The 19867-nt window shown below is 53.0% G+C and carries 8 protein-coding genes; 3 read left to right on the top strand and 5 right to left on the bottom strand.

Annotated features, from left to right (window positions below):
- Window positions 1-54: 54 nt before the first annotated feature.
- Window positions 55-5454: an invasin domain 3-containing protein gene (locus AC3G2T_RS15125; RefSeq protein WP_488436006.1), complete on the bottom strand. Its 5400-nt coding sequence runs from the start codon at window positions 5452-5454 to the stop codon at window positions 55-57.
- Between the two features lie 460 nt (window positions 5455-5914).
- On the opposite strand from AC3G2T_RS15125, the gene AC3G2T_RS15120 reads away from it, so the two are divergent.
- Window positions 5915-10306 (top strand): AAA family ATPase, encoded by a 4392-nt coding sequence (locus AC3G2T_RS15120; RefSeq protein ID WP_488436005.1) that lies wholly within the window; start codon window positions 5915-5917, stop codon window positions 10304-10306.
- 131 nt (window positions 10307-10437) lie between these two features.
- On the opposite strand, the gene AC3G2T_RS15115 is transcribed toward AC3G2T_RS15120, so the two are convergent.
- Both AC3G2T_RS15115 and AC3G2T_RS15110 read right to left on the bottom strand, forming a co-directional pair.
- On the bottom strand, window positions 10438-11316 hold the full coding sequence (locus tag AC3G2T_RS15115) for a carbohydrate ABC transporter permease (RefSeq protein WP_488436004.1): 879 nt from the start codon (window positions 11314-11316) through the stop codon (window positions 10438-10440).
- Window positions 11317-11341: 25 nt separating this feature from the next.
- Window positions 11342-12304: an ABC transporter permease gene (locus AC3G2T_RS15110; protein WP_488436003.1), complete on the bottom strand. Its 963-nt coding sequence runs from the start codon at window positions 12302-12304 to the stop codon at window positions 11342-11344.
- Window positions 12305-12458: 154 nt separating this feature from the next.
- Between AC3G2T_RS15110 and AC3G2T_RS15105 the strand changes: the two genes are divergently transcribed.
- Together AC3G2T_RS15105 and AC3G2T_RS15100 are read left to right on the top strand one after the other, a co-directional pair.
- On the top strand, window positions 12459-14216 hold the full coding sequence (locus AC3G2T_RS15105; protein ID WP_488436002.1) for a cache domain-containing sensor histidine kinase: 1758 nt from the start codon (window positions 12459-12461) through the stop codon (window positions 14214-14216).
- Window positions 14194-15792, top strand: a complete 1599-nt coding sequence (locus tag AC3G2T_RS15100) for a response regulator (protein ID WP_488436001.1) — start codon at window positions 14194-14196, stop codon at window positions 15790-15792. Before AC3G2T_RS15105 ends, AC3G2T_RS15100 begins: the two co-directional genes overlap by 23 nt.
- A gap of 48 nt (window positions 15793-15840) precedes the next feature.
- Here AC3G2T_RS15100 and AC3G2T_RS15095 read toward each other — a convergent pair whose 3' ends face one another.
- Both AC3G2T_RS15095 and nasC read right to left on the bottom strand, forming a co-directional pair.
- Window positions 15841-17520: an extracellular solute-binding protein gene (locus tag AC3G2T_RS15095; protein WP_488436000.1), complete on the bottom strand. Its 1680-nt coding sequence runs from the start codon at window positions 17518-17520 to the stop codon at window positions 15841-15843.
- A gap of 201 nt (window positions 17521-17721) precedes the next feature.
- Window positions 17722-19857: an assimilatory nitrate reductase catalytic subunit NasC gene (gene nasC, locus AC3G2T_RS15090; RefSeq protein WP_488435999.1), complete on the bottom strand. Its 2136-nt coding sequence runs from the start codon at window positions 19855-19857 to the stop codon at window positions 17722-17724.
- Window positions 19858-19867 lie beyond the last annotated feature (10 nt).

Below are 19867 nucleotides of genomic sequence, written 5' to 3'. Positions count from 1 at the left end.
CATTGAACCGCAAAGTAAAGAGACGAGCCCCTCGGCCCGTCTCCTGATTCAAGCTTATCCATCGATTAATCCCGCTTTTTGCAGCATCCGGTAAAGAAGTACGGTCGTCTCGGCACGAGTTAACGGCTTCTGCGGACGCAATTCATTGCCATACCCCTTCACCAAGCCTATATGAATGGCTGTCCGCATCGCATCGCTCGCCCAGCCGCCGATTTGATTGCTGTCGGTGTAGGCGGCCAAGTTCACTTGCGCCCCGGCATTGCTCGTCACCGAAGCGGCATCGGCCATGCGCAGCGCCCGAACGATCGTTACGATCGCTTCTTGCCGCGAAACCTCTCGGTTGGGCCCAAACGTTCCGTCACCGAAACCGTCCATAATTCCGTATGCTTGAACTGCTTTCACGGCCCGGCTGTACCAGATCGACTCGCTCACGTCTCGGAAACCGGCACGATCTCCGCCCTCCGGCAAGCCCAACGCTCTCGCAAGCAAAGCGGCGAGTTCAGCCCGCGTAATAACGGCTTCGGGAGCAAACCGGTTTTCATCTACGCCAAGTACGATCATTCTGCTATTCATCCTGCCAATTTCAGCCGCGGCCCAATGTCCTTGAATATCTGTAAATTGGGACGTTTTGGACACCAATGCATAAACGCTGTTCGTGAGGCTGCGAATAACGGCCGCCTGATGTCCGTCAACTTTGGCAAATTCCGTCGGCACCGGACGTACACCGAATGTCGGATCCCATACCACGGCCGTTGCAGCCGTTCCGGCATCCGCCGGCAAATAGAGAACCCTTTGTACATAGCGGTTGAAGCCGGAAATCTCGCTTTTCTCGCCATGATGCGTCACATATACGTTAAAATGAATCGGATCCGCCGCCAACCGGAAACCGCCTTTATTCGCCGCATCCTGCAGTCCGGGTATCGCTTCAATTTTGCCGCGCTCGATCGTTATTTGAACTTCCGCATCGTTCGTCCACTCGGACTCCTGATTTACGACTTCCGCCAGAGGCAAGCGATACTGGCCATGCTGAGTTTTTAAAGTGATCTTATCCGCTTTCCCGGCAAGGAGCTTGACAGCTTCACCGGGAAGCCGCAGCGCTGTTTGGTCCGCCTCATCTTCAATCGATACCGAGAGATTCCGTTCAGGCGAGGAGGATAAAGAGTCAAGCACCTTCTTTAAAGTATCCTTATCCAATCGAACATCAACGGACTTCACTCCATTGGCATCTGTTTGAAGTGTGGCAATCCCGGACACCTTTGCATCATTGATCCAAGCCGCGATCGAATTGCCGGGCGACGAATGGCTTGACGAGCTTGAAGTCGAACCAGAATCGGAACCGGAGCTTGCAGCCGAACGAATCACGCTCAGCGTATATGTTTTAACTGAACCGTCTTGCGCTTTGACGTTGACTTCGAACGTGTTTTTGCCTGTTGCAAGCGAATATTCACCGGTCATCGGGCTGCCCGCAACCTGCAATCCGTTCACGTAGACGGCAGAATAGACGTCCGAGGCTGTCAGCACCATTTTCAAGCCATAAACCGAATGGCTTACGTCTACCGTATAGTTCACTGTCCCCGGGTCAAAATCGAACTTTACCGTCCCGCCCAATCCCATAAGCTGCCAGCTGCTCAAGCTCGCATTGCCGCTCAAAGGAACGATGTTCCGGACTTCAATCGAGCTAACGTTCGCGTTGCCCGCCGCATCGGCCACATAGACTGAATAAACCCCGTTCTCTTGTACGGTAAAATGGTCCGTGATTTCTACGCCCTGCGTCCCAAAATACGAGACAGGACGGTTTCCTGCTGCCCATTTGATCGAAGAGACGTTATTGAATTGACCATAAACCGACGCCGTTACGGTAACGGTCACGCTTCCGAAGGTTGGACCGGCAGGAGCCGCTTGCAACACGATATTCGGAGGCTGATCGTATGTAAACCTAATATTCACGGTTTGGTCCAACGATAGACCGCTTGCTTCTTCCTTTGCAAAATAAGTCACGTTCTCTGCCGTTGTATTGCTTACCGCAAATAAGGCAAGACCATCCGCATTGGTCAATCCGTAAACGACATCGATGACCGATCGTCCGCCATTCGCTTCGAGCAGTACCCGTTTTCCGGCAATCGGATGGTCGTAATCGTCCTTCAGCTTCACGAAGATCGAGGCTTTGCTGCTGCCATCCGCCCGTACGACAAGATCGCTTGCGGCAACCGTTGAGCGAGATGAACTCACCTCTCCATGGAGAAACTGAACGCTCGCCGTCGCCGACAGCACACTTCCGCCTACGCTCGCGCTCACCGTCGCGGTGCCCGTCGTCGTCGGGGCCGTCAGCGTCGCCACGTAGCTGCCGTCTCCGTTATCCGTCACTGGGCCTACCGTGCCCAGTGTCGAGGCGATCACGATCGTCGCTCCACCGGTCGTCAAGGCATTGCCCTGCGCGTCCTTCAGCTTCACACTGACCGCAGTCTGGCTTGCACCGTCGGCTGCCAGCGTCGCGCTGCCCACGGTGACCGTGCTTGTCGCCGCCGACACCGCTCCGGGCACGAACTGCACGCTCGCCGTCGCTGTCAGCGCGCTTCCGCCTACGCTCGCGCTCACCGTCGCGGTGCCCGCCGTCGTCGGGGCCGTCAGCGTCGCCGCGTAGCTGCCGTCTCCGTTATCCGACACTGGGCCTACCGTGCCCAGTGTTGATGTGATCACGACCGTCGCTCCGCCGGTCGTCAAGGCATTCCCCTGCGCGTCCTTCAACCTAACGCTAACCGCAGTCTGGCTTGCACCGTCGGCGGTCAGCGACGCGCTGCCCGCTGTGACCGTGCTCTTCGCCGTCGACGCCGCTCCAGGCACGAACTGCACGCTCGCCGTTGACGTCAGCGCACTCCCGCCTACGCTCGCGCTCACCGTCGCGGTGCCCGCCGTCGTCGGGGCCGTCAGCGTCGCTGCGTAGCTGCCGTCTCCGTTATCCGTCACTGGGCCTACCATGCCCAGTGTCGATGAGATCACGACCGTTGCTCCTCCGGTCGTCAATGCATTCCCCTGCGCGTCCTTCAACCTAACGCTAACCGCAGTCTGGCTTGCACCGTCGGCTGTCAGCGTCGCGCTGCCCACGGTGACCGTGCTTGTCGCCGCCGACACCGCTCCGGGCACGAACTGCACGCTCGCCGTCGCCGTCAGCGCACTTCCGCCGACACTCGCGCTCACCGTCGCGGTGCCCGCCGTCGTCGGGGCCGTCAGCGTCGCCGCGTAGCTGCCGTCTCCGTTATCCGTCACTGGGCCTACCGTGCCCAGTGTTGTCGCAACTACAACCGTCGCTCCGCCGGTCGTCAATGCATTCCCCTGCGCGTCCTTCAGCTTCACACTGACCGCAGTCTGGCTTGCACCGTCGGCTGTCAGCGTCGCGCTGCCCACGGTGACCGTGCTTGTCGCCGCCGACACCGCTCCGGGCACGAACTGCACGCTCGCCGTCGCCGTCAGCGCACTTCCGCCGACACTCGCGCTCACCGTCGCGGTGCCCGCCGTCGTCGGGGCCGTCAGCGTCGCCGCGTAGCTGCCGTCTCCGTTATCCGTCACTGGGCCTACCGTGCCCAGTGTTGTCGCAACTACAACCGTCGCTCCTCCGGTCGTCAATGCATTCCCCTGCGCGTCCTTCAGTTTCACGCTGACCGCAGTCTGGCTTGCACCGTCAGCCGTCAGCGTCGCGCTGCCCACGGTGACCGTGCTCTTCGCCGTCGACGCCGCTCCAGGCACGAACTGCACGCTCGCCGTTGACGTCAGCGCACTTCCGCCTGCGCTCGCGCTCACCGTCGCGGTGCCCGCCGTCGTCGGGGCCGTCAGCGTCGCCGCATAGCTGCCGTCTCCGTTATCCGTCACTGGGCCTACCGTGCCCAATGTCGTCGCAACTACGACCGCCGCTCCGCCGGTCGTCAAGGCATTGCCCTGCGCGTCCTTCAGCCTAACGCTGACCGCAGTCTGGCTTGCACCGTCGGCTGTCAGCGTCGCGCTGCCCACGGTGACCGTGCTCTTCGCCGTCGACGCCGCTCCGGGCACGAACTGCACGCTCACCGTCGCCGTCAGCGCACTTCCGCCGACACTCGCGCTCACCGTCGCGGCGCCCGCCGTCGTCGGGGCCGTCAGCGTCGCCGCATAGCTGCCGTCGCCGTTATCCGTCACTGTGCCTACCGTGCCCAGTGTTGTCGTAACTACGACCGCCGCTCCGCCGGTCGTCAAGGCATTCCCCTGCGCGTCCTTCAGCTTCACACTGACCGCAGTCTGGCTTGCACCGTCGGCTGTCAGCGTCGCGCTGCCCACGGTGACCGTGCTCTTCGCCGTCGACGCCGCTCCGGGCACGAACTGCACGCTCACCGTCGCCGTCAGCGCACTTCCGCCTACGCTCGCGCTCACCGTCGCGGCGCCGACCGTCGTCGGGGCCGTCAGCGTCGCCGTGTAGCTGCCGTTGCCTTTATCCGTCACTGGGCCTACCGTGCCCAGTGTCGTCGCAACAACGACCGTCGCTCCACCGGTCGTCAAAGCATTCCCCTGCGCGTCTATCAGTTTCACGGTAACCGTCGTCTGACTTGTCCCATCGGCAGTCATCGACGCGCTGCCTACTGCCAGCGTGCTCTTCGCCGCCGATGCCGCTCCCGCCACGAACTGCACGCTCGACGTCGACGTCAGCGCGCTTCCGCCGACACTCGCGCTCACCGTCGCGGTGCCCGTCGTCGTCGGAGCCGTCAGCGTCGCCGTGTAAGTGCCGTCGCCGTTATCCGTCACTGGGCCTACAGTACCCAGAGTCGTCGCAATCGCGACCACCGAGCCTCCGGTCGTCCAAGCATTGCCCTGCGCGTCCTTCAGCCTCACGGTAATGGCCGTCTGGCTTGTCCCGTCCGCTGCAAGGCTGGATTGCGCGCTTGAGATCCCGCTCTCTGCCGGGGATATCGAATTATCCGCAATCATGTACGTTCTGAAGGAGTAATCGTAACCAAAAGCCGGAGAGAACCCTCTTGTATAAACATCGCCGCCGATCATGTACCATCCAAACCCGGCAGATCCTCCGTTTTCCGTTGAGGCAACCATTCTGTACATTGTTTCCCTCTTCAAATATGGCGCCGCCCCGGAGAAATCGAACGATACCCAGCCTGATCCAGCCGCCGTTTGCGCTGTTGCAAGCGGAGTCGCAAGATCGCCTTCTTTATAAATGCTCAACTGAAAGGCCCCGGTCGAGCCGTATGAGCCGGCTGTGTTGAGATCGATTTTGCTGAGATTGCCGCTAATTGCCGGAGTAAATGTTTGATAACGCTGATAGTCATGGTTGACCCAACTATTCCCGCTCCCACTTGCCTGCTCTTGATCCAGGACAACCGGATCCGCAGCAATGGCATACCCGCCGGGCAACACCCCAAAAATAACCATGACGATAAGCATCATGGAAATCCATCGTTTTCCTTGCTTCAAGCCTTTCATCCATATCCTCCATTCTACTGCAGAACCCTAAAATCGAATCATTCCTGCGAAAGTACACGCCCCGACAATCAGCGCCGCTATGAAAAAAATGACAAAAAACCATTTTGTAAATGCAAGGCTCGTAGACGAGCCGTCCCACCATAGCTTAATGAAGATGACCACTCCAAGAAGCATAATGCTGATAAAAGCAATAAAGGCGTTAAACATTTAACCACCAAAACCTCTCTGGATTTGTTAATGCAGTTAATAAGATAATAATAAGATAAAGCAAAACCTTCAAATTCTCTATACCTATAAAGGAGTATTTACATGAAAATAAGCGCTGAATTGCTTGCCGGATTCCTATTTTTATCTGTAATATGAGCCCTTCTTCCATTACAATAGAAGGTAACCGCTAGTAAGTTGACGTCCGAGGTGTACCAGAATGAATGCGAACAATTATATCGAGAGTCGAACTGGCATGACTCTTAGGGATTTTATGAATGAACAAACATGCATGAAGCCGGATGTGTTTCTCCCGCTTGCCAGAGCAATTGCGGCCTGTGTCGGGAATCTTCACCAGCAGCAGACCATTCATCTCGATTTGCGGCCTGAGCGGATAGCTGTACTTGCAAATGGCCAAGAGGCATATTTGAGCGATTCAGGCTATGCGGTGCAGCGTTCGGATGACCGCTATGTCCGTCCGGCCGGCAGCGGCATATCCGAAACAAGTCTGCCCTACTGCTCACCCGAGAACACGGGCAGGATGATGCGTTCCGCAGACGAGCGCAGCGATCTGTATTCGATTGGCGTCATTTACTACGAAATGCTGGCTGGCCGCCTGCCTTTTCTTGCCGGGGATCCGCTCGAATGGGTGTATATGCATTTGGCGCAAAGCCCGCCGCCGCTGACGAATCATAGAACGGATTTGCCCGAAGGTCTGGAATCTATCATCATGAAGCTGCTGGAAAAAAATCCGAATAAGCGCTACCAAAATGCCGGGTTTCTCATAGCGGATTTGGACAAAATAGGACGCCCTCATGATACGTTCTTCATGGAGGCGGGGTTTCACGGCAGAGAGCATGAGCTTGCCATGCTTACGCAAGCCTTTTATTCCGCTTGCTTGGGGTCAACGGAAATGGTTTATATTTCGGGCGAAGCCGGCATCGGTAAAACAAGCTTGATGAATGAAATGTTTCGAAAACAAGAGCATTCGCGAGATTTTTTCTATATTACCGGAAAATTCGAACAAATATCGAAAGAAAGCCCTTATCATCCGATTATTCAGGCATTTCGCGGGTTAATGCGTCATTTGCTGGGAGAACGAAAGGATCAGTCCGAGCTGTGGAAACAAAAGCTGCAAGCAGCTTTGGGCGCCAGCGCCAACGTCATTACAGCGATTATTCCTGAAGTCGAGCTGATATTGGGCGCTGTGCCGGCTGCGGAAGAGCTTCCGGCCAATGAATCGAAAAAACGGTTCATTTATGTTTTTCGCAAATTTGTACAAGCATTGGCATCTAAGGAACATCCTCTCGTCCTGTTTATCGATGATTTGCAATGGGCGGACTCATCGTCCCTCCAGCTCATTCATGCGCTGCTATGCGACCCGGAATGCCAGTATTTGATGTTCGTCTGCGCTTATCGCCATACGGAAACGGACCGAAGCAAGCTGCCGGGGTACGAAACGGATGGAAGCGTCGCAGAGCAAGCGGTTGTCCGCCATATTCATCTGTCGCCGCTGAACCTTTCGCAAATGAACCGCATCGTTATGGAGACGCTTAACAGCCCCGCGGACACTACGATGTCCTTGACGGAACTGCTGTATCATAGATCAGGCGGCAATCCGTTTCATTTCAATCAAATCTTACTCCGGCTGCAGGACGACGGCACTCTGCTGTACAACCACGGGAAGCGGTGCTGGCAGTGGAATTTGGGGCAAATTATCGAGCAGGAGCCAAGCTATGCCATCCATGATTTGATGGAGCACAAGCTGCTTCGCCTTTCGAGCGACGCTCAGGAGCTTCTTCGGATTGCGGCCTGCGTAGGAAGCACGTTTCACCCGCATTTGATAGCTTGCGTTGCGAACCGGGCGATGGAAGACATGCTTGCAGAATGGTCCGCAATTGAAGCCGAAGGAATGATTGTGCCGTTCGAAACCGATGAATTCCGCTTTGCTCACGACAACATCCAGAGGCTGATTTACAGTCGGATCGATGACGAATCGAAACAGGCCATCCATATCCGAATAGGCAGATGCCTGAATGGGGAAGACAGCGGACATGGAGAGAACTCGTTTGACGTTGTCAACCATCTTAATCGGGGCTCCAAACAAATAACGGACGAGCAGGACATGCTGCAGCTCATCAAGCTGAACCTGGATGCGGGAAACCGCGCCAAAGCCTCTTCCGCCTACGATGTCGCATTAGGTTATTTTGGCAAAGGAGTGGAGATGCTGCCTGCGGAGGATTGGGGCAATAAGTTCGAACTTTGCTTCGAATTGCATGCGCAAAAAGCGGAATGCGAATATTTATGCGGCCACTACCGGAAGTCCGATCAGGACATCGATTTCTTGCTCGGCCGTGCGCGCAACCGGGTTGAGCGAAGCAGAGTGCAAATGATCAGAATCATGCAATACATCAACCAAGGCAAATATTTGGAAGGCACTGCCCTCGGTCTCGAAAGCCTGAGAGAGTATCAGATTATCATTTCGCCCAACCCGGGAAGCTTCACGCTGCTGATTGAAGGGAAACGCATTGAGGCGCTGCTGCGCAATCGGTATGACAGACTCGCTCAATTGGAGGAAATGTCGGATAAAGATCGGATTGCCGCAATGAACCTGATTGCCGCGATTATTCCTTCCACCTTTTTCACGAATAAAAAGGTCTTTTTTCTGCTGACATGCAGAGCCATTCAGCTTTCGCTTCAATATGGCAACACCCCCGTTTCCGCGGCGATCTACTCCTCATACGGGATGCTGCTGGGGATTGCATCAGGCAAAATCGATAAGGGCTACGCCATTTGCAAAGTAGGCCTGGAGCTATCCGAGCGCTACAACGTCACTTCCATTAAAAGTATAACCTATACCGTATTCGGCGGAGTACTGTGCCTATTTGCCGGAAATGCCCGCGAAGGGGACGCTTACTTGACAAAGGCGCTTCGTTTCGGTATGGATTCGGGGGACTATGTATTTGCCAGTTATGCCATCGGCGCGCATATCAATTCATTGTACACAAGGGCGTCGTTAAGCGAATTGGCAAGAACGATAGCGGAATATATGACGGTGCTCGATACGACAAACGATGAATTCGTGAAGCAAAACTGTTACCTGTATCAGCAATATATTCTCGCCCTGCAGGGCGGGACGGCGGCGCCGGACTCGTTCAGCGGCGCCGGCTTTGACGAAGAGGAATTTTTAAACCTGATTCGCAAGGGGGAGACTTCGGCCACCACCTTATTTCAATACAGCACGTATAAGACTCAGATTTACTATTTGTTGGGCAATTATGAAGAAGCCGTCCGCTGGGCCCGGCAAGCGGGGTCTTATGAGGCATATGCCACTCATTTGCCTCATTTGCCGGAATGTCTATTTTATGAAACGCTGGCCGCATTGGCTTGTACACAGTCACCGAAATGGCCCAATCTGAAAAAAAACCTGACTCGCAGTCTTCGCCGTTTCAGCAAATGGGCGGAATACAGCCCGGCTAATTTCCAATCCAGGCAGTATCTCCTTCAAGCTGAATATGCGCGTGTCTCCGGCGAATTCACAATGGCTGAGGAGCTGTATGACAAAGCCATCCGCGAGGCAAGGGAGCAAGGCGATGTGCACGTGACAAGCCTTGCAGGCGAGCTCGCAGCCGGCCACTATTGGCGGCAGGACAAAAGAAAGTCAGCTATATTTTATTTGCAATTGGCTATTAAGGGGTACAAGCAATGGGAAGTGCATGTGAAGGTAATACAATTGGAGGAGCTGCTGGCGCATTGGCAGCGGCAAGAGGAAACCGGTCCAACGTCTGAAAGCGCACAGAGCCCGATACGCCGGAACGATGCGGAGCAAGCGGCCGGAACATCCGGCTTTCGGAATGAGCACAATTCCTTGGACAGCGTCGATCTCGCGGCGATCCTTAAAACAACTCAGGCGATATCGAATCAGATGGACATGGATGCCATGCTTGCGGAAATCATGAATACCATCATGAAATATGCGGGCGCAAGCAAAGGCGCTCTGCTGACGGGCAGCAATGACGCGCTTTTTATTCAGGTATATGCGGATTCGGAGGCGCAAGCTATCCCTTCTCCTTTAGAAATGAATGACAGCGCCCTCTTGCCGGAAGGGATTGTCAGATATGTCTTTCGTACACAGGAGGAGGTTCATTATACCGGGGGAGAGGAAAGCTGGCTGATCCATAACCCGTATATAGCGAAGCACCGGCCTCAATCGGCCCTGTGCATCCCCGTAACTGTCCATGGCGCTCTGCTGGGCGTACTTTACCTTGAAAACAAGCTTGCAAGCGGCGTGTTCGCGCACGATCGCATGGCTGTTCTTCTCGCTATGGCGTCGCATGGCATATTGATGTGCGTGCTGCAAAGCTCGACGGAACCATCATATGCAGAACCAGGCATGGAAGAAGAGGTGCAGCCGTCGCCCGGCATGATAGAGGAACCGCTCACCGAACGTGAGCTGGAGGTGCTTGCGTTATTATCGGCAGGGCTGTCCAATAAGGAAATTGCCGATCACCTGATTATTGCCATAGGTACAGTGAAAGTTCATGTCAAAAATATTTTCGCCAAATTAAAGGTTAATCGGCGCACAAAAGCAATCGCACAAGCCAAGGAGCTTAATCTGCTCGGTCAGAGCCCCCGGCCCCCTGCTTGATCGCAAGAAGGTTGGACCGCGGGCTTGAAACGATACCCCATAGCCGGAATATTTCCCGGTTGCAAAAAATAGCGGCAGAGAGGGACGTAAGATACAAATCCCGGACTGCCGCTTGTTTTATTATGCTAACGTCACTCTTTCACAGCTCCGACCACGATGCCTTTTATAAAAAACTTTTGCAAAAACGGATAAATAAGCAGTATGGGCAGCGCCCCGATAAAGATTTGCGCCGATTTCACGGTGCGCTGGGATAAATTTTCCAAATCCTTGGGATCAATGCTTATCTTGCTGAAATCCTGCTGTACGACGATCGTTTGAAGGAAGGTCGCCAGCGGATATTTATCCGTGTCCATCATATAAATTAACCCGTCGAACCAGGAGTTCCAATGAAACACCAGCGTGAACAGCGTAATCGTCGCAAGCGCCGGTGTCGAGATCGGCAAATGGATCTTGAACAAAATTCGGATGATCCCCGCCCCGTCCATGAGCGCGGCTTCCTCCAGTTCGGCAGGTATCGTTCGAAAAAAATTCATCAGCAGAATCATATTATACACGCTTAGCGCCGAAGGCAAGACAAGTGCCCATATCGTATTGATCAAGCCAAGATTCGTTATAAGAATGTAGCTGGGAACCAGCCCGCCGGAAAACAGCATCGTAAATACGAAAAACCACATATAAGCATTCCGGCTTTTAAATTCCGTATACGTTTTCGATAATGCGTAGCCTGCCAATACAGTAACGGCCATGCCGATCCCGGTACCCAGGACGGCCCGGTACACCGAATAAAGCAGCGATTGGACAAAATTCGGGTTGTTCAACGTCTTCATATAGGACTCCAGCGTAAAGTCGACCGGCCATAGGTTGATCATATTGGCGGTTGCCGCAGCTTTGCCGCTAAAAGAAACAGCCAGTACATGTATAAGCGGCAGTATGCACAGCAGCGATATACCGATGAGAACCAGTTGGTTCACGGCATTAAACCATCGATAAGCTGTCGTTTTATGGTACATCTGTCGCGACACCCCCTTTTTTCAACTAAAAAATCCGATAATTGGCAAATTTATAGGCCAGCCTGTACGAGATGACAATCAGAACGAGACTGGTTGCCGATTTGAACAACCCGACTGCCGTCGCGAAACTGAAATCCCCCTTGAGCATAGCCGACCTGTAAACGAAGGTATCGATCACGTCCCCTTTGTTATACACGAGCGGGTTGTACAAGTTGAAAATTTGATCAAACCCCGCATTCAACACGTTCCCGAGCTGCAGCGTAGCGACAACGACAATAATCGGCATCATGGCAGGCAGTGTCACATGCAAGGTCTGCTGCAGCCTCGTCGCACCGTCTACTTCAGCAGCTTCATACAAAGAGGGATTCACTGCTGTTATAGCAGCCAAGTAAATGATCATGCCGAACCCGAATTCTTTCCAAATATCGCTTACAACCACGACAAAGCGGAACCAATCCCCGTCACCCAAAAAGAAAACAGGCTTCGTGCCGAATACGGCCGACAGCATCCGGTTCACAAGCCCGCCTTTGACCGACAGCAGGTCGAGCAGAATCCCTCCGAGAATGACCCACGACAAAAAGTGGGGCAAATAGACCAAAGTTTGAATACTCCGTTTGAGCCCGCTTTTTCGCACCTCATTCAGCAGTAAAGCAAATACGATCGGCACGAGCGTTCCGAAGCCAATTTTCAATACGGAAATAATTAACGTATTCCATATGACTTGAGCGGATTCTTCAAACATAAACAAAGAATGAAAATGCTTGAGGCCGACCCATTCGGATTTAAAAAAACCGAGCCAAGGCTTATAGTTCTGAAATGCCATCACAAGCCCGCCGATTGGAATGTAGTGAAAGATGACAGCGATCACTAACGCCGGAAATATCAACAGGTGAAGCGGCCATGTTTTTTTCAATCCGCGGATCCATTTGCTCTTCGTTGAACTTGAGGATATTTTGCCTAGAACAATAGCATCCTGAGTGCTTTTCATATGTTTTCCCCTTCCTGCAACCAAGTCATTGCACTTTCGACTGCTTCTGCTACTATTATATCAACGCGATCTTTCGCTACCTATGGCACGTTCTTAACTTCTATGTCCCTTGCCATAACCTCTTGCCCACGATTATTCTCCAGGCGGTGAACACATGGTAAAATATAAAATATTCCGCAACATGCTGATCATGCTGGTCGTCCTGCTCCTTCCGGCTACCTTGCTTTTCTATTATTCCAACAAAGCCGGCGAGGACTTGGTCCGGGAAACGCTTGAAAATTCAGCCGCCAAACAGCTGGAGTTCACGATGCTTCAGCTCGAGCAGTCCATAAGACAGCTCGAAACGCAGACGCAGCTGCTCGTGAACGATTCCAGCATCAAGGCATATTCGAGCTCGTGGGATTTCCCCGAGTATGTCGACCATTTACTGATGCGGAAATATGTCGAGGAAAAGCTGATTCTCCAAAGCCAGGCGGGTTCGCTCAATCACGATATAAGCGTTTACTGGCCGCATATTAAGGAAGCGCTTTCCACCCAAGGGAAGTTTGCCTACGATGACGCCCAACTGGTCTCCGCGCCGAAAAACAAGTGGTTCATCCGCAAAGATGAGCAAGGAACGGCTTCGTTCCATTTGCTCTTCACGAATCCGTATACTTCAAATTCGGATTTGAGCCATGTAACCTCCATTGTTGAAACTTCCATTCCAGGCGACTATTTGAAGTCGGTTCTTAAGGGTCTTGATGCGTCGGGTAACGGAACGTCTTTCATCTATTTGTCCGATTCCACGACAATTGCCAATCAGACGATTAACGGGAAGTTCTTATCGCTGTTGAATCAGGTAGATGCGCTCCATGACGATGCTTCCGCCACAAGGCCGCAGTTCTCCATTCTCAAGATAGACGGTACGGAATACATGGTGCAAACGATCCGTATTCCTTCTTTGGACGGTATGCTTGTCAGCTGCATTCAGTTGAACGAATTTTTGAATCCTCTCAAGAAGGTAAAGCAGCTCGTGAATACTAGCCTGCTCCTTCTCTTTGTTTCCGGCGTAGTCATGTCCTATTTGCTTTACCGGCACTTTCGGATTCCGTTCGGCTACATGGTCCGCAAAATCGAGAGCCTTGGTTCAGGCGATTATAACAGCAGAGCGGCCGTCAAAACAAACAACGAATTTGATTATTTATTTGCCAAATTTAACGAAATGGCATCGCGGATTCAAGCTCTGATCGAAAATGTGTATGAGGAGCGGGTTCGAACGCGCGAAGCGGAATACAAGCATTTGCAGTCGCAAATCAATCCTCATTTTCTTTACAACTGCATGTTTTATATTGTGAGTATGGCGCATAAATCTCCGGAAGCCGTCACTTCCATGGCCAAAAACCTGGCCCAGTTTTATCGCTTCATTACCCGCAAAGCCGGAACGGATTCTACGCTGGCAGACGAAATAAGCCTTGTCGATAGCTATCTGCAAGTCCAATCGCTCAGAAACAAGCGGCTGACTTACGAAATCGACATTTTGCCGTCGATGCTGGAGTTATCCGTTCCGACCCTTCTGCTTCAACCGTTGGTCGAGAATGCCGTCGTACATGGACTGGAGAGCAAAAGAGAATCCGGAATCATTCGCATTCGCGGCTCCTGGAGTCATGACGACTACACCATTACCGTCGAAGACGACGGTGCAGGCATGTCGGAACAAGCCATTCGCGAGCTGGCGGTACAGGTATATCATCAGCGCAATTCGGAAGAGATCGGCTGCGGTTTATGGAACATTCATCATCGGCTTACGAACAAGTTCGGTCCGAAATCGGGCTTGCATTTTGCTAACAATTCATGGGGAGGCTTCAGCGTTACCATTAAGATCCCCTCGATGAGACAGGAGGTTATCCCTTATGAACGTATTGTTGGTGGATGATGAGGAATATGTGCTTGATTACTTGCAGGAAAGTGTGGAATGGGCACAGTGCGGGATTGCGGATGTATACCGGGCAAGCTCGACGGATGAAGCGCTCGACATTGTCATGAAATATCAGATCCCGCTGCTCGTTACCGATATCCGGATGCCCGAAAAAAGCGGCCTGGATTTGCTGGAAACGATTCACAACCGGCACCCCGATACGAAAGTCATTCTGCTGTCCGGATATTCGGAGTTTGATTATGCCAAAAGAGCGCTGCAAAACGGTGCCGCCGACTATTTGCTAAAACCGGTCACAGGCGACGAGGTTGCCGCAGCCGTTCGAAAAGTGATGGCGCAAATCCAGGCGGAAAACAAGCGGACACAGGAGGTGAACAAAGCCGAAGCGGTCATCAGACTGGGGAACACCCGGATGAAGGAGCATCTACTGCTTGACCTGCTGCTTGGCAAACAATATGCAGAAGAAGAGCTGAGACAGCAAATGAAAGCTTTGGATTTGCCCTTGCATCCAAACGATGACTGTACGCTGCTCCTCATTCGTCTGCAAACGTATCCTAACGAATCGCGGGAGGATATCGAGCTTTTTTCTTACGCGCTGCTGAACATAGCGGAGGAAATTTTGTTCCGGGACATTCAAGCAGGCTCCTCCCTCTGGTGGTGCAAAGACTCGTATCAGTTTATTTCCATTGTCCTTTCCGCGGCTGCCTTGGGCGAACGGGACATGCGGGAGGAGCGGATCGCCGAGCTGCATCAAGCTGTCCGGACTTTTTTAAAGAGACATATTTCCGTGCTGTTCACGGAGCCGTTTCCCCTTAGGACTCACATAAACAGTTCATATTTGCAAGCTGTGAACGATTTTGGGTGGCGGATCGGATTTCAGGAAGGCGTTATTTTACATAATGGCGCGTTAAGCGGCAAACCGGAGTATAAACCGTTAACGAAGCTTTATGAAGCACCGACTCTCCTGCTAGGGATGGAAACGAACCGGTGGAATGAAGTGATGGAGAAGTTCCACAGCATTCTGCAAGAACTGAACGAACCGCCTTTTCGGACACAATATCACATCGTCGAGGCCGTTAACTACTTGTACGCCTGCTTCACTTACATGGCAAATAAGCAAGGGGACCCTTTGACCGACATGATCGGCAGCCTCTCCTTGATTTCCAACCCCTATTATTTTCACTCTGTCGAACAGATCAGGGATTGGGCGCTCCCGTTAATCGAACAGTTCAGACGAACGCTCAACGATTCCATAACCGGCCGAAGCCATATCATCCGTCAAATTCAGGAATTTATTCAAACGTATCTGCATGAGGATGTCAGCCTGACCAAAATAGGCGAGCACGTTTATCTGCATCCGGTATATTTGTCTCGTTTGTACAAAAAGGAAACCGGCGAAAGCATTTCCGCCTATATTACCCGTGTCAGAATGGAGAAAGCGGCCCGATTGCTGACCCAAACGAATAAAAAAGTGTCGGATATCGCCCATGAAGTCGGATATCTGAAAACGCAGTACTTTATCCGCTTGTTTAAAGAATACTACCATCACACCCCGCAAGGATATCGGAATCAGTAACATATTCGCTAAAAAAGAAGAGAGCCTCATACCCGAGGCCCCTCGTTCTCATTGATTCACGCTTTTGTACCAATCGTTGACTTCTTTTTCAATTTGCGTCCCGCCTTTACTTTTCCAATCCGCGACGAACGTATCGAATTTATCCAGCGGCTCTTTGCCGTAAATGATTTTGGCGAAAGTCTCCAGCTCCATCGTTTTCAAGTTCTCGCCTTTGCTTCGCTGCGTTTCCGTCGGAGCTCCCAGGAATTCTCCCGGCGCATTGCTGTTTCTCATCTGGTAGTTGAGCGATCCGGCGCGAATCTGCTCCTTGTCCGCCACGGCAATTCCCTTTTGCGCTGCGGTCTCCGGCTTGTTCCCCTGGAACATATAGTCCCAATCCTTCGATTCCATGAAAGGAATCCTCGGCACGTTCCAGAACAAGTTATACTTGCTTGAAGTTGCGGCTTTTTCGAGCGGCTTTGGAAACTTTTTCGGATCATACACAGGTTCCCCGTTTACGATCGCATAGTCGTATCCCTCAAAGAAACCGTTTTTAAAGTCGCCGGTTCCAAATTGGCTGTCATAAATTTTGTCCATATACAGGAAAAAGGCGTCCATGTGCTTAAAGTCTTTGTTGAACATCATGACTTTATTTTCGTTGATCGCACCGGTGAAGCGCGCCGTCAGGCCGTTCGGTCCGACAGGCAGAGGATAAGCTCTGACAACCGCGCCCGGATTGCTCTTGGCGACATCGCCGAGCGGCCAGCCATTCGCCCAAAACGGCGCTGCGATGATCCCCGATTTACCTTGAATAAAGCTTTCGGTCGCTTTCATTTCATCAAGAGCAGCTAATTCCGGATCGAGATATCCTTTTTCATACCACGAACGCAGTTTCCCCAAAGCGTCTTTGATGCCCGGTTGAACCGAGCCGTATTTGAGCGTCCCGTCGCTCGCTTTCTGCCAGGCTCCAGGAAGGAATTTCCCCGTGTAGGCGCCGAAAACGAAGCTGGCATCCGACATCCAGTTCGCGAATGCGTTCTTGGACGAAAAACTGAACCCGAAGGTATCCTTCTTGCCGTTACCGTCAGGGTCCTGGTTCGTAAAAGCGTCCATCACCTTTTCAAACTCTTCGATCGTCGTAGGCGCTTTCAAATTCAGGCGATCCAGCCAATCCTGCCGGACCCACATCACGGGATTCGTTCCGTCGCCTGCGGAGAAAATCGGCAATCCGAGCAGCTTGCCTTTTTCTTTCACCTGATTTAGCGCAGTTTTGTTATCCGAATAAAGCTTCTTAACCCGCTCCGATGCATATTGATCAAAAGCCTGCTGGATATCCATCACTTTTCCGGATTGCATAAGATCGGCAATCAGATTCGGATCCTGCACGATGAACACGTCGGGAAGCTGATTTTGCGAAGTCAGCGAAAGCCTGATTTTCGTATGGTAAGCCGCATTATCCGGCGTATCCCACAGGTCCTTGATCTCAATGCCTAATTTCTCTTTAGCCCACTTGTTATGAACATTATTCGCGATTGTCTCGCCATTGATAAATACGTAGTCCGATCCAACGACACGGGCCGTTGTGATTGTAACGGGCGGTTCAAACTTGCCGTTCGCCGCTCTTGGGGCAGTTTCTTGTCCTTGCGGAGTCGGTGATGGCTGACTTCCCGTATTTGAGCCGCAGCCCGCTGCAACCGCGCTTGCCAGGATAAGACTCGTCATCATCGAAGCCAACTTGTGTCTCTTCATATACTTCCCCTCTCTCTCATTCTGCTTCACTTATCATAATTATCGTAGCAAATGAGATTCTTTCGCGTATATGCCCAAAAATAAACTATCATGGCCTTCCTGTAAACCGATACTTGCCGTCCATGCAAAAAAGGATCGGAAATCGTCAAGATAACTTGACTGATTACCAATCCTTGAGAGAGGCCGCAGGTTTCAATATGATTACCCGTATTCCGCAACCAACGGGCTCACCTTTACCGCACATACCTTAAATCCCGGCATTTTGCAGGTCGGGTCGAGCTCATCATGCGTAATTTTGTTGACGTTCTGCGTGCCGCCCCAATGCATCGGCACGAATACCGTGTCTTCGCGGATATCGCTGCTGTACCGGCTTCGCACATAGATAGCTCCGCGTTTGGACTCCAGCTTCACAAGCGATGCGTCTTCGATCCGGTGTTTCTTCGCGGTTTTCGGATGAATTTCCACGAAAGATTCCACATCCTGCGCAGCCAGAGAATGGCTTCTTCTCGTTTGCACGCCGGTCAAATAGTGAGCAACGACGCGGCCGGTCGTCAAATACAGCGGAAAATCTTCGCTGACCTGCTCCTTCGGCAAATGATTGTCCACAACAGTCAGCAGCGCCCTGCCGTCCGGCAGCGGGAATGACGCTTCAAACAACCGCCTTGCCCCCGGATGCCCCGGCTCCGGACAAGGCCAGTACACACCCTCTTCCTTCCGCAAACGTTCGTACGTGATGCCGTAGTAGTCCGCCGTACCGCCACGGCTGGCCAAACGAAGCTCGTTAAAAATATCCTCAACCCCGGCATAGCCGAAATACCGGCCTCGCCCGAACCTTTCCGCCAAATCGCAAAGGACCTGCCAGTCATGCTTGACTTCGCCCGGCGTCTCACGGCCGGCTTCCCTGAGCAGTACGCGTCCTTCGAGGTTGGTCAACGTTCCCGCATTTTCCAAATACGCGGATACCGGCAAGACCAGATCGGCCAACTGTGCCGTCTCGGACATGAGGAAGTCGGCAACGACAAGGAAATCGAGTTTCTTCAGTCCTTCTTCTACGAAATTGGCATTTGGGCTGGATACGATCGGATTGGAGCCCATCACGAACAAAGCGCGAATCTCCTGCTCGTACACCTTCTCCATCATTTCGTAAGCGGAGACACCCTTGCCTGGAAGTTCGTCCGGGTCAATCCCCCATACGCCCGCGACATAGGCGCGATCTTCGGTGTTTTCGATCAGCCGGTAGCCCGGAAGCTGGTCGGCCTTTTGCCCGTGCTCCCTGCCGCCCTGCCCGTTCCCTTGGCCGGTGACGGCGCCGTAGCCGCAGCCCGGCTTGCCGATTTTGCCGGTCAACAGCACGAGATTAAGAAAGTTGCGAACCGCCATATGCCCGTCCGTCTGCTGTTCCACCCCTCTTGCCGTGAAAACCATGCCTGTCGCCGCCTTGCCGTAAGCCAGCGCCGCTTTGCGGATCAGTTCGGCCGGAACTCCGGTTAACCCGGCAATCTCCGCCATATCGAGCGAATCCAGATGCGCTTGCAGCTCGGCAAATCCTTTCGTGCGCTGCCGGACGAATGCCGAATCGACCAGCCCCTCTTCCATTACAACCTTCAGCATACCGTTAGCCAATGCCGCATCCATCCCCGGCTTCACCCGCAAATGCAGATCGGCGATACGGGTCGTGCCGGTTTCCCTTGGATCGATCGCAATGATGTAGGCTTTCTTCTCTTTAGCTCTTGTAAAATAGGGCATGAGCGTCGGCTGGCACTCCGCGATATTCGTCCCGGCCAGGATGATGCAATCGGCAAGCTCGATATCCGACAGTTGGTTCGTTAAGCCGCGATCAATCCCAAACACCTTGACGCCCGCAGAAGCAGCCGACGACATGCAAAATCTGCCGTTATAGTCGATGTACTTCGTCTGCAGAGCCACGCGTGCGAACTTGCCCAGCAAATAGGCGGTTTCATTCGTTAACGAGCCACCGCCGTAAAGGCCGACAGCATGGTTCCCGTATTGTCCGCGAAGCTCCTCGAACGTTGTCGCTATCCGTTCATAAGCTTCTTCCCACGATACGCGGACGAACCGGCCATCCTTCTTCATCAGCGGATGCAGGATGCGTTCGCCGGTCAGCACGTGCTGATACGCGTTCATGCCTTTGATGCAGAGCCGTCCTTCCGAAGCGAGATTCGGCTTCGGAACGACTATATAGGTCGGACGGCCCTCCGCCCGGCCCCTTTCCTCGATCACCTGCATCTTGCATTGAACGCTGCAAAAAGGGCATTGTGTATCCATCACATGGAGAAAACCGTTCCCGGCTTGTTCTTGCTCTGCCAACTGACTCATATGCTCTCAG

Source organism: Paenibacillus sp. sgz302191, assembly GCF_057749925.1.
The sequence above is the reverse complement of the archived record's forward strand: the minus strand, read 5'-3'. Positions and strand labels throughout refer to the sequence as shown.

Excerpts from the sequence above, each read along its gene's own strand:
- AC3G2T_RS15125 (WP_488436006.1), bottom strand. The coding sequence starts at position 5,454 with ATGAAAGGCTTGAAGCAAGGAAAACGATGGATTTCCATGATGCTTATC.
- AC3G2T_RS15120 (WP_488436005.1), top strand. The coding sequence starts at position 5,915 with ATGACTCTTAGGGATTTTATGAATGAACAAACATGCATGAAGCCGGAT.
- AC3G2T_RS15115 (WP_488436004.1), bottom strand. The coding sequence starts at position 11,316 with ATGTACCATAAAACGACAGCTTATCGATGGTTTAATGCCGTGAACCAA.
- AC3G2T_RS15110 (WP_488436003.1), bottom strand. The coding sequence starts at position 12,304 with ATGAAAAGCACTCAGGATGCTATTGTTCTAGGCAAAATATCCTCAAGT.
- AC3G2T_RS15105 (WP_488436002.1), top strand. The coding sequence starts at position 12,459 with ATGGTAAAATATAAAATATTCCGCAACATGCTGATCATGCTGGTCGTC.
- AC3G2T_RS15100 (WP_488436001.1), top strand. The coding sequence starts at position 14,194 with ATGAACGTATTGTTGGTGGATGATGAGGAATATGTGCTTGATTACTTG.
- AC3G2T_RS15095 (WP_488436000.1), bottom strand. The coding sequence starts at position 17,520 with ATGAAGAGACACAAGTTGGCTTCGATGATGACGAGTCTTATCCTGGCA.
- nasC (WP_488435999.1), bottom strand. The coding sequence starts at position 19,857 with ATGAGTCAGTTGGCAGAGCAAGAACAAGCCGGGAACGGTTTTCTCCAT.